Annotated in this window: 11 protein-coding genes; 1 reads left to right on the top strand and 10 read right to left on the bottom strand. The window is 42.4% G+C overall.

What is annotated here, in order from left to right:
- Positions 1–7: 7 nt before the first annotated feature.
- The 6 genes from D7322_RS23255 to D7322_RS23230 form a co-directional block, all read right to left on the bottom strand.
- Positions 8–1,549 (bottom strand): PKD-like family lipoprotein, encoded by a 1,542-nt coding sequence (locus tag D7322_RS23255; protein ID WP_121126589.1) that lies wholly within the window; start codon positions 1,547–1,549, stop codon positions 8–10.
- Positions 1,550–1,601: 52 nt separating this feature from the next.
- On the bottom strand, positions 1,602–2,456 hold the full coding sequence (locus D7322_RS23250; RefSeq protein WP_121126588.1) for a DUF4843 domain-containing protein: 855 nt from the start codon (positions 2,454–2,456) through the stop codon (positions 1,602–1,604).
- Positions 2,457–2,469: 13 nt separating this feature from the next.
- Positions 2,470–3,942, bottom strand: coding sequence for a RagB/SusD family nutrient uptake outer membrane protein (locus D7322_RS23245; RefSeq protein WP_121126587.1), 1,473 nt, complete (start codon positions 3,940–3,942; stop codon positions 2,470–2,472).
- A gap of 18 nt (positions 3,943–3,960) precedes the next feature.
- Positions 3,961–7,278 carry a SusC/RagA family TonB-linked outer membrane protein gene (locus D7322_RS23240; RefSeq protein WP_121126680.1) on the bottom strand — a complete coding sequence of 1,106 codons (3,318 nt, stop codon included), beginning with the start codon at positions 7,276–7,278 and terminating at the stop codon, positions 3,961–3,963.
- A 198-nt stretch (positions 7,279–7,476) separates the two neighbouring features.
- Positions 7,477–8,634, bottom strand: a complete 1,158-nt coding sequence (locus D7322_RS23235; protein ID WP_121126586.1) for a FecR family protein — start codon at positions 8,632–8,634, stop codon at positions 7,477–7,479.
- Positions 8,635–8,722: 88 nt separating this feature from the next.
- Positions 8,723–9,313, bottom strand: a complete 591-nt coding sequence (locus D7322_RS23230) for an RNA polymerase sigma factor (RefSeq protein WP_121126585.1) — start codon at positions 9,311–9,313, stop codon at positions 8,723–8,725.
- Between the two features lie 529 nt (positions 9,314–9,842).
- Here D7322_RS23230 and D7322_RS23225 point away from each other — a divergent pair.
- Positions 9,843–10,004, top strand: a complete 162-nt coding sequence (locus D7322_RS23225) for an NUDIX hydrolase (RefSeq protein WP_183078819.1) — start codon at positions 9,843–9,845, stop codon at positions 10,002–10,004.
- A gap of 59 nt (positions 10,005–10,063) precedes the next feature.
- Here the strand turns inward: D7322_RS23225 and D7322_RS23220 are convergent, their stop codons facing one another.
- The 4 genes from D7322_RS23220 to D7322_RS23205 all read right to left on the bottom strand — a co-directional run bounded on the left by D7322_RS23220 (position 10,064) and on the right by D7322_RS23205 (position 14,988).
- Positions 10,064–11,464, bottom strand: a complete 1,401-nt coding sequence (locus tag D7322_RS23220; protein ID WP_183078818.1) for an Ig-like domain-containing protein — start codon at positions 11,462–11,464, stop codon at positions 10,064–10,066.
- Positions 11,454–12,761: a hypothetical protein gene (locus D7322_RS23215; RefSeq protein WP_121126583.1), complete on the bottom strand. Its 1,308-nt coding sequence runs from the start codon at positions 12,759–12,761 to the stop codon at positions 11,454–11,456. The genes D7322_RS23220 and D7322_RS23215 overlap by 11 nt, the downstream gene beginning before the upstream one ends.
- 89 nt (positions 12,762–12,850) lie before the next feature.
- Positions 12,851–14,110, bottom strand: coding sequence for an OmpA family protein (locus D7322_RS23210; protein WP_121126582.1), 1,260 nt, complete (start codon positions 14,108–14,110; stop codon positions 12,851–12,853).
- Positions 14,111–14,184: 74 nt separating this feature from the next.
- A complete protein-coding gene (locus D7322_RS23205) occupies positions 14,185–14,988 on the bottom strand; it encodes a hypothetical protein (protein WP_121126581.1) in 804 nt (267 codons plus the stop codon).
- Between the last annotated feature and the right edge of the window lie 58 nt (positions 14,989–15,046).

Genomic DNA, 15,046 nt, shown 5'->3' with positions numbered 1-15,046 from the left:
ATAGTTTTTAATTGACTGCACGCCAGTTAATCGATTGTACTTTGATGAGATCCGTCCAAGTGCTGTTGTCCTGCAACTGCAATTCAACGATATTTGGATTATTGCCCACTTTAAATCGACGAAGAATGCCCTTTTGATCCTTATAGCTGGCGATATAGAGACTATTGGTCAAATGGTCGATCTGGGTATCAAACTTGATCATGGTAATCGCATCTGTTCCCAGTTCGGGAAAAGTATAAATCTTTTCAAAACCGGGATTATAATCATAAGCATATAGCCTGCTGCCCACAAAGTAGCATATGATACTGCGATTTGATGAAAAGGCATATCCTTCTGCTTTATCAAAATCCGTAGCAATGGATTTGACGGTATAAGCATCCCGTTTTGCCGGATTCGTTCCATTTGCATAAAACTTGTAGATATGGTAAGTATTATCTTTGTCTTTCATCAAGGCAAATGAATTACCATTATTGGAGCCTCCATCAGTGTTCCGGGTATTTTCGGCATACACCAATGTACGGCCCGCGGGCTGATTCCAGGGGAATGCTTCGCCATCTTTATCCGCAAGTACCATTGAGGTCGTAGACAATCCGATACCGGTATAATTCAGGAAACGCTGATAACGGGTGTCATACCACATGACATTGTTCATGCCATTGATAGGGTATAGTAAATAGGGCGCAGCGGGAATCAGTTCGTCCGGGGCCGCCGTTACCCTATTCACAGGATTGTTGTAAAAGTCACCGGCCATGAACAGGGGTACGTTTGCAAAAATATCGCCGCGCTGGGTTACCAAGGCACGATAAAGGGTACTACCGATATCACCGGTTGCTGTGCGTATCTGCGGTGCAATAACGACGGGATTTAGCGTTTTGGGATCGATAATATCTGACATAAACACGTAACGTCCCAGATGATTGTCTAAGGTAGCAGTCATGGATGCTCGGTCTAAAAAGTACGACCCTTCACGGGTCATCGCCCATAATCTAACATATGCACTCGAGCCGCCGGTATGTACCATCCCCAATGGTCCTCGAAGACGAGGTAAACCCGATCCGGATAGCATGTGCCTGACATGAATGGTATCGCTCTGCATGGATAGCATTTCTGCCTCAGCATAGCCTTCAGGATCCTCCCCCATGATTAAAAGTCCTCTGGAATAAGGCGATACGACCTTGAGCTTGACATTGCTTGCCCAGGAGACACCGGTCATTTTGTCAAGCACCCGGTAAAAAATAGCATATTCTCCTGGAGCTAAACGAACTGGATAATTGATATCTTTTGCTCTGCTGAGGGTATCAAAAACTTTATTGTCAATTCTGAGAATCCAATTATAAGTATAACGGGTGAGATCATTGCCGTCCATAGAAGCGGTAATGTTAGGGTTTATACTTAAGGTATCAAGTCCCGTCCGTAAAGTATATTCTTCTTTTATATCTTTGATTGTCAATTCGTTTATTTCCTGGTAATCGTAATTACCAAGGTCTTTGCTGCAGGCTCCTAGGATAAATAGTAAGACTGCGCCCATGATTAATTGATAGGTTTTCATTTCAATATAACTTGTTTATTCCTACTGATTTCGCTCTTCTTTTGATTTTATCTTATCCGCCCGGAACCCACGGAACGCCCAGATATGAGGTCCAGGGTACAGTGCCCATCCACATCAACCGGCCATCATCTTCGAGGACAGGTTTGCCTTCATTATAGCGTTTAACCAGCACCTTTGTCGCATCGCTGGCGATAAGCATCATCCTAGCCATTGGCATAGTCTCCGCGGCGCCAAAGTCTTCATATTTGAGTCCTAAATATTCCGCTAAAAACTCCATTTTACGTCTGGAGAAAACGCCAAACAATCCTGACTCCCTATTTCCGGGCTGCAATGAACCGGACCAGACAGCGGGCTGCACCATCACATCATTGATATGCAAAGAATGCAGGGTAGCATCAAATTGTGGCACCACAGTACCTGAATTTAATGAAGGGATAGAATGCCATTCGGGAAAGGAAAGCGCAAAGTCTTTGGTGGCTACAAGTTTTAAGCCCAGGGTTACGGGTTTTTCTTCGAGATCGGCCGTGCGCTTAAGCCGCACATTGACTTGCGCCGAAACAGCACCGGCAGGCAGAATATATTGGTCCTTCAAAGCCTCGTAATGCTGTCCCAAAATCGCGGTAGTGGAGTCTGGATTGACCTCCACCCGATAAATCCGGTCATAAGTTTTGCTAGGACCTGTGATCATGACCTTAACCGGAAAATCAATTTCATCGGTACTCATGCGTACAAAGTCTATATCGGTAAAGGGCTGATAGGGCCATAGATCCGGAAGATACTCATTTGTACCATGACGCATCGCGAAATAGACGCCTTCCTTACCTTCATAGGACATGATTTCTTTTTTGCAGGCCGTAAATAGTACAAACAGCTGAAAAAACATGATATAAAAAGTTGTTCTTTTCATAATTGTATACTAATTAATAACGTTGGGAGGTTTCACTGTCCGGTAGCGGAACAGTGTAATTCGTAAGCACCATGGTCTTCTCCGGACTGATATTGAGTGTGGACGAATTAGGTAAAGCCTGCATGGCATTCCTTTTATAATAAAAAAACTGCTGTCCTTCACCCAACATTTCACGTCTGAATTCTTTGGTGATTTCGGTTTTCAGTGCTGTCTGATCGACGGGTACAAGCGAGACACAGTTGCGCGCGGTGCGCAGGCTATTGAAATAGGCAGTCGCCTTGGCCAGTTCGGGGGAGCATTCTGCCGCAATCAGTAATACCTCGGACAGTCTGATAAGCGGGATCATATAGCGCCCGGGCCCATCGATCACATCAGCATATTTCATATTGGTCGTCGCGGTGGTCGTCCCATTGGAAGCACTTTGCCAAATCCGACGACGGAAATCATTGTTGTCATCATAAATGGCCCTTATGCGTGTATCGTTGACATCGCCGTTGGAAAAAGAAAGTTTGTTATTTGATTGCAGGCTGACATCAAATAATCTATTGTACATCTCCTTTCTGTTAATATTGTATAAGGAGAATATCACTTCGGTCGAAAACATCCGGTCTGGCTTGTCAACACTTACAGCACTTGCAAAGGTGACAAAGGGGAAAGTCATCTTATCAGCCGATTGTACTTCGGTCAAAAGCTCTTCGGCATATTTTAATGCTGCAGTCCGATTGCCCTTCCAAAGGTATGTTCTTGCCAATAATGCTTTTACAGCATAGTAATTGAGCCTATACTGCCGATAATAAAGATCATTCTCCCCTGTCGGGCTACCTTGATTACGCACACCTTCTGTCCGTATCGGGTCAATGTCTTGCAACAATAAAAGAGCTGCTTCAAGATCTGCAACAACATGCTCGGTAAATTCTTCGGATCCAAGTAATGGTGAGATGTCATAACTGATTTTGTCGATATAGGGTAATGCTGGCTTGTCCTTATTGTCTTCGGAATAGATCGGCCCAAACAACCGGAGCATATCGAGGTGGATCATCGCCCGCAAGGCCAGTGTCTCGCCTTTGATGATTCCATAATAGGGCTGCGGAAGGATCTCACTCGGAGCATTCCCACATTTGTCCAGAATGACGTTGCAATTGGCTATAAGCTCATAGGCTTTTTTCCAAATCTGCTCGAAGCCAGATTTGACACTCGCTTCTGTATATACAAAGTTGTTATATTTGTCAAATACATGTGTGGAACCATTGATGTAGTAATGTTGCGCCAGGACATCTATAATTCCCGTACTCATATGCTGTCCGTAAAGATCCGTACTGGCCATTTCGACGTAGATGCCGTTGATCGCTTTCATAAAGCCGGCCCGATTGACAAACAGCTGTTCCTCTCCCAGCCTGTCGGCAGGCTTGACATCAATCCATTTACTGCAGGAGCTTGCTACAAGGGTGAGACATGAAATCAAGATAATGTACTTTAGTATTTTCATTTTTTAGATCTTTAATTATTAAAACCGAATTCCAGCCGAAAATGAGACTGACCGTGCAAAGGGATAATCTATTCCGCGTTCATTTGTTATAGTCGAAAGATGAAAGATATCATTCATATAAGCCCTAAAAGTTACCGAAGAGGCGCGGATGGATCTTAACCAGCCGGCTGTAGTAGTCTCGTAGCCAAGCGAAAATGCCTCACCGACGAGCATATTGTTATCCGCGACAAACCGCGATGAAATGGGTGTCTGGTCTGTATTGGAAATCGCTTTGAATTTTGCCTCATCTCCCGGTTGCTTCCAGCGGTCGTACAATGCCCGTTTATCCTGATTAAGTGCGACATCCCTTGCCGAAATATTTTCTACCTTTTCAAAAAGTGTCTGCATAAATGATTGTCCCCCCCATCTGTAGCGCAAGTTAACCGAAGCCGAAACCCCCTTATAGTAGAAGCTGGTACCTAATATTCCTTCGAGGTCGGGATCACTATTTCCCACAACAACTTCATCTCTATAATCGTGTACGAAAGTCTGTTGGTCATTTTTATTCAGGAAGATCTCCCGTCCGGTCGCGGGATCGATGCCCAAAGAACGCACGGCCCAAAGGTCGGATGGGCTGCCTCCGTCATAATAGCGGATGAGATTACGGCTTTTATTGGCCTCGTTAAAATTGCTCAGCTGATTACCAATATTTTGATATTCTGCTTTTAGCTGTCGCATATTTAGATTGACACGCCAGTTGAATTGCTCTCTTCGAAGCAAAGTATAATCACCAGCTATCGTAAAACCATGGGTAACCTGTGCGCCCATATTTTTAGCCACGGTATTTACACCTGTAGAGGTGGGTAATGACACAAGCACCAATAAGGGATCTGTACTCTTTACGAAATAATCGAAATTGAGACGAAGCCGGTTTTTAAATGTTGTAAAATCCAGACCTAAATTGCGGTCCAAAGTTGTCTGCCAACGGAGTCCGCTATTGCCCATATTGCTGATAATTGTACTCGCCCCAAAGGGATTACGGTTGTCATTATTATAACGGTAAACACGCATTGAAATATAATCGTCAAAATTCTGATTGCCGGGATTACCTATTGTAGCTCTCAAACGCAATTGATCAATCCAATGAAACTGTTTGAAAAAGCTTTCGTTATGTGCATTCCAGGCTAAACCCAAAGACCATATTGTCGAAAACTGACGTTCGGATCCAAATACCGAAGAACCGTCAGATCTTATGGTCGCATCCAACAGGTAGCGTTTGTCGTAAGAATAGCCCATATTCATAAAGAAGCTGGCGCCACGCCGCTTGGATTGCATGTAGTCTGCACGCTGTCCTTCGGGATAGCCTAAAGCGAAATTTGGGTTTGAGAACTCATCATCAATAAACCCTCGGACCTGATAACTACTACGTTTGGTAGTGGCCTGCTCCATACGTGCTCCCAGTACCGCATTGAGCATATGTTTGTCTGCGAAGAGCTTCCCATAGGTGAGACTAAAATCACCGTCATAATTCACATTCTTACCATTGTTTTCCTGATAGGATCCTTTTTGTAACTGGTCTGTACCCACAAACTCCACATTAAAGGGCGAGCGGAATATTTCATCGTGTAAATTTAAACTGCGCAGGCCAAAACGCCCCCTTGCCCGCAACTCTGGCAGCATGCGCCACTCGATCTCAAAATTATTGGTAAAGCCCTCAGACCCCTGTGTATTTATATTCAAATTGTTGAGATCGTAAAAAGGGCTATAAATTGGATCATAACCGGAGCGGGTCGCACTAAAGTCTTCCAATACCATTTTGATATTTCCATTTTCATCGTATTTGCGGTGATATGGATTGGCCCTCGAAAATGTGGAAAAAGGAGAAACTTCTTTATTCGCTACTACATGGTCAATACTCAATGAATTGGTAAATGATAAATCTCCTTTTCGGTACAAGAGACGAATATTGCCGTTAGTTGCCTTTCGGTCTGAAGCTTTCATGACGCCATTGGTAATACCATGGTTAACAGAAACGCTATACCGTAAGCTTTGGTCGCCACCTTCTGCAAAAAGTGTATGCCGCTGGTTGATCGCAGTGCGCAAGGGTTCGTTTGCCCAATAGGTATTGACACCGCGACGCACTTCTTTTAAGCGCTCTAAATAATTTGCTTCACTGACGGGATTAGCCCCTAATATAATCTGCCCTTTGTCATCGAGCATACCATAGAAGCCAGACAACAACTCAAATTGTAATTTTTCTTCAGCATTCATGAGGTTATAGTCGGTGAGGTCTGCAAAGCTAATGCTACCATTGAGCGTATAGTTGATCCGTAGCTGTCCGGGTTTAGGGCGTTTTGTTTCAACCACCACCACCCCATTGGCGGCTTTAGAGCCGTAAATGGCCGACGCGGCGGCATCCTTGAGTAAAGTGATGCTTTCGACACGGTCCATACTCAGATCTGCTATCACGGCCAAGGTACTCTCGAAACCGTCTAAAATAAAAAGTGGCTGATTGGGGTTGGAACTGTATTCGTCAGTGAGGCCAATCACACTGCTTTTGCCCCTAATCTCGATATCGGGTAAGCGATTCGGATCGGATCCAAACTGGTTATTATCCACAATGGCGAAAGAGGGATCCAAGGTCTTTAGACTCTGTAAAACATTCTGATTGCCGACCATCTTCAGTTCTTTGGCTGTATAAGTGGATGAAGAGCCCGTAAAACTTTCTTTGTCACGCTGGTAAATTCCTGTAACAACGACATCTTTGATTTCTGTAGCAGCGGCGGGCTCAAGTTTTACTTCAATAAACTTTTGACCGCTGTAAGCAACTTCTTTAGGTTTCATACCGATGTGACGAAACAGTATGACAAATTCTTCGTGTTGCATGCCTGTAGCAAACAACTGAAATTGCCCTTTTGCATCGGTGGTAGTTACCCTATTTGTTCCTTTTATCTGTACGGTAACACTCTCAATGCGCTCACCTGACTCGGCATGGATGACTTTTCCGGTAATGCGTTGCTGTTGAGTAGAAATTGTACCGGACTGGATTTTCGAACTGTTTTTTTCTGAATTATAAAAAGAAATCGTCCGATCTTCTACCTGATACGTTAAAGGCTGATTGCGCGTCACTAGGCTGAGAAACTGATCCAGTTCCATATTTTTGACGTCTATCGTAAGAGGCACAGTACTGCTTAGGGTATGCTTGGTACTGAAAATACTGTAGCCCGTTTGCTGGCGAATGGCTTGAATCACTGCCTCCAGGGAAACATTACGGCCTTTGAAGGTAATTTGTTGTGAATAACTTTTAGCACTCACAGCGCATATTCCAGTCAATAGTAAGAATAGTGTAATTCTCATCACTTTTAATAAGTAATTTTTATTCATTAAATTTACGTGGGTTTGGTTAGTGCAAAATCTGCTAATTGTTTAGTTTGGCTTTGTTGCAACCGATAATCAAAGGAAAGGATGGCCGTCCTTTCCTTCTTTTATACGGCACTCTTCATGGTCATTAGGTCTGTTTCATCATGATCGTTGTTTAGGTAAATAGTTTGTTTTTTAATAAATAATAAGCTCTCGCTTGCGGATATCCAGTTGATAACGAACATTTGCGGCATCCAGCAACCGGAGTACAAGGTTAATTTTTTCATTACGATAGGCATCCCCCACCAATTCGACGTCTGGTATCTTGCCATTATATTTAATCGTTAAATCATACCAACGACCTATTTCAGCCATTGTCTCGTCAAAGGATTTGCCGTCGAAATTAAATTTGCCTTCCTTCCAGGCAATTTCCATCTGCGCATCCACAGTTTTTATTTTTGTCAGATTACCTCGGGTGCTAGCCTGTTGCCCCGGATTCAGAATAATTTTTTGGTCAGTTGCATGGATATTGACTTTGCCTTCCAACAAGGTTGTTTTCACAAATGACTGCGTGGAGTATCCGTTTACATTGAATTGTGTACCGAGGACCTCCACGATCTGCTGTTCCGTCTTTACGAAAAAAGGAATACGCTTTCCTTTAGTGCTGAACTGTCCTTTTACCATAAAAAATGCTTCTCCATCTAGCTCCACTTCTCTCTCAGTAGATGCGAACTTTGCGGGATAACGTAATCGTGATTCGGAATTTAACCAGACCTGTGTACCGTCTGATAAGGTTATGTGATAAATCCCACCCTTGGGAACATACAATTGTAAATCGCTCATCTTATCCAGATCGACATTACTAGCTAAGCTTCTTCCGTCTGCATAATGAATCGCACCATCCACAACAATCCCATCTTGCGCAGTATCTAGCATGAGCTTTCGCCCGTCTTCTAAGAGGAGAACTGCCCGAGGCCCACCGGGCAAAATAGCATCTGAGGAGGACTGCACTGCAAAATTCGGAGATTTAACTTGCTTATTCCTGTTAATTCCAAACCATGCCAATGATGAAAGTATCAATAACACGGCTACAGAAGCCGCCCAAAATTTCGGCTGCATCCAATATACATTGTTTTTATCTACTGGCTGGGCGATCCTGATCTTGGCGAGCAGACCGTTGAGCATACGCTCACGGATCTGTTCCTTTTGCAAAGGCTCATCAGTAACAATGGTCACTTCCTCGTCCAAATGACTGTTGTACCATTTCGTAAGCTCGGCCAATTCCTGTGGAGAAATTATACCAGTCTGAAATTTGACTATTAAATCTTCTATATATCTAAGATCGTTATGCATGAATTAAAAATTGGTAGTAAGGGTGTTTCCTATCTAAATAGACAGTAAAAAAGACGGATAGGGTGAGTCTGCCCAACAATTTTTTTTATTAGCGAAAGTAAATTGAGAAAAAAACAATGATCGTAAGAAATTCGGTATTGTTTCCTAGATCTTTTTTCGCTTTTTTAAGATGTGATTTGACCGTATTTTCTGACAAATTAAGCTTATCAGCAATCTCTTTTGTTGTGAGACCTTCATTTTTGTTCATAACAAAAACAAGCTGACACTGTGGAGGCAGGTTTTTGATGGCATTATCAATCTGTTGTTGGAGTTCCTGAATGATAAGTTTCCGCTCTGGCGAAATCGAATCGATGACATTCTCTTGTAGATTGTATCCTGCTAGTTTTTGGCGTTTCTGCTTATTCTGATAGATGATGTTGAAGGTCTGGTTGCGGACTGCCCGTGCTAGGTAACTGGATAGTTTTTCATTTTGCAAACTGAAAGTTGAGCGAAGTTTCCAAAGTTTACAAAGCACATCCTGCACACATTCCTCAGCTTCCTCTAGATTGCCCAAGCGATTAAATGCAACAGCCAACATCTTATCCCAGTATCGGTCATAAATTTCTATTAACACGCGCTCATCATTGGTATTGAAGAGAGTCAGGAGATCATAGTCGCTATATTTTTTATAATTAAGCATTTAGGCAGAATGTAAAGCAAAGCTAAAAAAAATCTTCTTATTCAAGAATAAAAGCGATAACAATGTATTAGGACTGGAGTTGTTAACTTAGTCGGCATATCAGTTTAAGAATAGGTTATTATGAAAAAATTATTTTTACATGTAGTATACTACTACTTTCGATCTTTGTTTACAGGTAAAATACGATCTGGTTCACTTATATAAACAATCACTTTTCTTTTTGTTCAAAATGTCCGTTAGAATCGGTTTGTTCAGACGGATATCTTGTTAATATATACAGTAGTAAAAACGTATTTGATAACGAATCAGCATTCTGTAAAGATTTGATAAAGTTGTCGGGTAATTGGAGCATTATTGATTCTTTTCAATATACTAATTACTTATGAAGATGTTTACATGCTCTATCAATACAATTTTTGTAAGGGCTGCTGTTGGTACGCGATGGAGTATAAATCTATATTGTATTTTCGAATCTCTATAGGCGCTATTGGCATACTACTAGGAGCTGCTTTGATAAGCTTAGTCACATTTGGGCAAAAAACTTTGGGTAAACCAAACCAAGGTAAATGATGCGATGAAACTGCCATTGAAATGGGAATGTTCAGGGGGAAAGATCGAAACCGGAGAATCTAAAGAAGACTGCCTTCGCAGAGATAAGAAGATTGCAACTGTGGAAAGGTCAGAACAATAAAAAGGCCCTGCGTCCTCTGGGGACTTGGGGCCATAAATAAACATATGAACAAATTCTTATCAGATATCCAAGCGTCTTTCATAGCGCTTACCCTTTAGTTCAAATATATAACGAACGTAGGGACGATAGACTTTTTTAACTTGCGCTTGATGCCGTTGCTGCATGCCTGTTGCTATTATTCTCGTTTGATAATCACTCACAATGAGTTCGCCGCCTTGAGAAAGAATTTCAAAAGAAATCAAACGCACGGGTTCACTTGATCCATTTTCGAAAAGGGTGTTGACATCCGAACTGATATAACCATTTTCTGCTACTCGCCCTCTGTTACTCAGCACCGTAAAAACTTGATCTTCGGGATTCATAACCGCAAGATTACAGCTCGCATAAATTTGCGGATTAGCTACCGATATTGCGTTGATAATTGCTGTACCAGGTTTCTTTCCTGTAACCTGTCCATGAGCATCCACTGTTGCAATACTATTATCTGAAGAGACCCATGTGATATTCCTCTCTTTTGCCTCCTCTGGTACAACGGTGGCTATAATCTGCCGCTGTTGTCCCGCAACCATGACCAAACTATGTGCAGATAAGATAATATGATCCACCGTAACCGATTTTACGGTAACTGTACAAAATGCACTTTTTTCTCCATCCATAGTAGCCACTTTAATCGTTGTTGTACCCACCTTTACTCCTTTTACTACTCCACCGGTCACCGTAGCAACCTGTGGATTACTGGAGGACCAAACCAACGTTTTATTATCGGCATTAACAGGCAACACTTTCACATGCAACGACAATTCCTTCCCAACATGTAACTCTGCCTGTGCAGGGCTAAGTTCAATCGATCCTATAGGCACTGGTTGGACATAAATTGTTAGTTCACCTTTGATTGCTGTCCCTTTGATCTCTGCTGTCACCTTCGCCGTTCCAATGCCAACTGCCTTGAGCTTGCCCCCATTAACGGTACACACTTGATTATCAGAACTATTCCATTCGATTTCCAGCGGATCTGTATCCGATAAATCTGTAGGTTCGATTATATACGTTATCTCCACTTCTTCTTCTGGCGCTAAGGTGGTCTTACTTACTTGTAATTTTAATGCTGCCAGCGAAACCGGTAAAATCCGAATCAAGGCTTTCGCGTTTACGTTTTGACCTCGCACTGAAACAGTTACTTCTGTTTCACCAACACGATGTCCGTAGACAATTCCATTTTCTACAGTTGCGACTTTCGGATCTGCTGTCGACCATATGTAATCAGAATCTTTTATATCCCCTGGTGTATGATCTACAAACAGTCGTTCAGATTTTCCCACAACCAAAGAGAGGGTATCATTCCTAAATGTAATGTTGTTTATCCGACTCGGAAGGATATCATCCCGGCCACAGGCCATAAACAACAATATTACCTGTAAGATGATCAGCTTCAGGTACAGACGGATTAAATTACTTCGCATGTGTAGCCGCATCATAAATCTTTGCTCTGAACCGTCCACTTGCTGAGGTTATATCCAATAACATCGGGCCATAGCCGGCATTTGTTACATTAAACAGCCCTTCCACCCAGCCCTTATCTATTTTGGTAATCTGAATCTGACCGCCACTGGGCACAAGGTCTTTTACGATCTTATCTACGTATCTGCTCATGTAGGTTGTTTTGGATGTCTGAAAATGAAAATGATTGCCACCATTAGAAATCTCATACTTATAGCTGCCCACACCACCGTTCCACCGCAACAAAAAGTAACCTCCACCTTCATTTTCAGGATTCGATAACAAATATGTGTTTCCTGATTTCGCAGCCGAAGATGCAGGAAACTTTACAGGTCCTCCACCAGCAATACTGAGCTCAATCCAGCCGTTACCTGAAATATGGATATTCGACAGTAGTAGATAGGTTCCTTCCCGCGGGGCCTTTAATTTGAGGTTTATGACGGCAGTTGCACTACCGTTAACACTTGCTGGTGCCTGATAGGTTACAGTACTGGCATCTGTTTTAACGATTTTACCCGGCCCCGCAAGCTCCCAGGAATCTATAAATTTGCTGGGTAAGGCAGCGGGTGTTCCAACAGGATACCCTTGTTCGGTCCCCTGACCAGTGCCGGTCAGGGGTGTCAAAAGATCATCCCATTTTGTCTGGGTATAAATAAGTGCGCGTACAGACTGGGTCTGTCCGGATTCGATAGTAGCTTCATAGGGTTCCAATGAGAGTCTATTCATTAATGACCAGTCACTGAAATGCGTGGTTTCATAGCTAATTGTTTTCTGAACCGTATCCGTTGTACTGGCACCGACATATTTCCAAACCTGATCTCCTTGCTGATAGGCAAATCCAAGGGTTTGTGGCAGTCCGACCTGATCAGTTATAGCCTTCCAGTCGAAGGTAAGGGTGACCGCCTTCTTGAATATGACATTATGTGGTGTCAACCGATAAGATAAACCGATACCAGCAATATTCGTCTGTTCAATTGGCTGCACTAAAATTAACTTTTCCTCTATGAGTGCACCCGCAGGAATGGAGATCTTTAATTTTCCATCAGCTGAAGACAGCACACCACCGGCCGGCCCAATAGTTTTACTCGAAGCTTGCCCTTTGACTGACCCGATCGGTCGCGCTAAAGGTGTGATCGCAATCTCTGTCTCAGATTCTTCCTCGTTCTTAATGGGGTCTCTTTTACAGGATGTGCCAAATAGTATTCCACCGAGTGTGGCACATGTAAGAAAAATATATAAACTATTAAGTTGTACTTTCATTTTTTCAAAATTCTAATATTCAACAGTAGCAAAATTAGATGCATTGATTGGCTATAAACATGATTGTGTCCTTCGAATAGCGGTCCTTATTAAATTTTGACAAATTCAACCCTTCTATTTTTTGCTTTATTCTGCTCATTGGATTCATCAGCTACAGGTGCGGTATCCCCTTTCCCATCTGTTTCTATTTGGCCTATTTCTATCTGATAATCATTGATCAAGATATCACGAACAGCGTCAGCACGTTTTTTAGATAGGGTCAAATTCGCGCTGGCATTTCCCACCGCATCCGTATGACCTATGATACGAATCTTCAACTCAGGATTCTCGCGAAGTACTGTTGCCACCTCCTCGATAGTCCCCTCACTATCAGACTTTATTTCTGCGGAATTCGTGGCAAACAGAATACCACTGGTTTCAAGCTTTCCTCCACTCAATAGCTTGGAGCGCCTATCCCCACTCCCTTCAGCAATTTTGAAGTTGGATACATAGAACCCTAGTTGATCGTTGGTATAATTGGAGCTGCCCATATCCAACTTGAGCTGGTTAAAGTTGCTGTTCAACGGCACGGCATTGGGGAGATCAAAGACCTTCTCCTTATCCAGCCAGATACGGATACGTTCTTTTTGGATACTGATCGCTACATGAATCACATTTCCAACTTTCCTGTCAAAATTGGCTACCCGATATTTATCTGTTTCCAGTTTTTTTGCGACATTCTCATAGGAGGTCAATTGTACTGCCGCTTCTGAACGATAAGGGGCAATACCTACTTTGAGACAATTTTTTAGGCGGTAATCATAGGACATTATCTCACCTTTGTTGCCCCGATCATAGAAAGCGAAATTAAAAGCAGGCACCATATAGCCTCCAGCAAGAGGCCAATCCATGATCAGGTCAAACTCTATGGTCGCGTTCTCACCAATATTGACCACGGGACTGACAAAAGCTCCGGGATAAAGCCGGAGCCATTTACCTTTAGCATTGTTGAGGGTGACAACCTCTCCCTTACTACGGGTATACCATTTCAATGGAAACTGTCCCAGCGCGTCCTGGGAGAAATCATCCGCTAACAAGACCTTACTTCCTGGAATAAAATCGTAAGTAGTTGTGCCACTTAATGCCGTTTTTTTTCCAACTGGCTCATTCTCCTGATGTCCGTTATCGTCACCAGAAGCATTGGACTCAATAGATGTCTTCTTACCGGTATTGTTCTTGCCATCAATTACATTCTCCAATGTTTTAGTGGCCATATTTTCAGCTTTTTGTTTAAGCTTATTAAGAAAGCCCTGGGCGATTGCACTCCCGCCAAGCAGAAGCATAACTGAAGTAAAAAATATCTTTTTCATGGCTATACGTTAGGATAAAATTGGTAGTGATCAAACAGCTGTTATTTATGTTCAATTACCACTGAATAAGTTTTTTAAGGTTGGTAAATGAATTTTCTATTGATCACGACCGGATTGCCACCATTCTCTACCTTTTTTTCCTCTGCGGTAAGTGGATAACCGGCATTGTCATAGGTATATGCTGTCGTGATTGTCTGATTTAGAGTACCCGTCGCATTTGTTGTGACCTCTTTGATAACATTGTGCTTACTGTAGCTGTTTGTAAACAGGGCAAGATAGGAGCCTACTGTCCTCACATATGGATTGACTTTATTATCGTATTCATAACTGATTTTTACCGATGGTACGAGTGTATTATTTTCTGTCAAATTATAAACCTCCACACGTTCAACATCACCGCTCTGATTATAAAATAGTTTTTTTCTAAAATAAGGTTCATCCTGTTCGACAAGTCCGTAGCCGGTAATTTCTTTGACCTGTTCGTCTTGATAAACGTACTGGTTGTAGGAGAACATTTCAGAATCTGTATAAGCTATCTCCTCCTTCGTCAAAAGGTTTCCAGTATACAGGAACTTAATCTTCCCTTCCTCATTTTCAACCGCTATTGGCTTCTTACTATTGTCATAGGTAATCTTGGATGTCGACCGTCCTTCCCCCTCTACCTCGATCAGCTCGGTCAATACGCCATTCGCATACTTAAATTCACTATAATTAGCTGCGTCGATCTCAATCTTACTTAGCTTTTTTTCAATTTTTTCTGGCTCCACTGCGCAAGTCGAACATTTGTCAGAACATGAAAACATGGACAGGCCTATAAATGATAACAAGACTAGAGTTCCCTGTTTTGAACGCAATTGACGTTTCATTGTATTATTCATTTTTATACTTTATTTAAAATACCCACACGACAACAGTGTGGGATAAGAGTTTATAATT

Origin of the sequence: Sphingobacterium puteale, assembly GCF_003627955.1 — a bacterium.
In the GTDB taxonomy this organism is placed as follows: domain Bacteria; phylum Bacteroidota; class Bacteroidia; order Sphingobacteriales; family Sphingobacteriaceae; genus Sphingobacterium; species Sphingobacterium puteale.
Note: the sequence above shows the minus strand (reverse complement) of the source record. Positions and strands in the feature narration are given on the sequence as shown.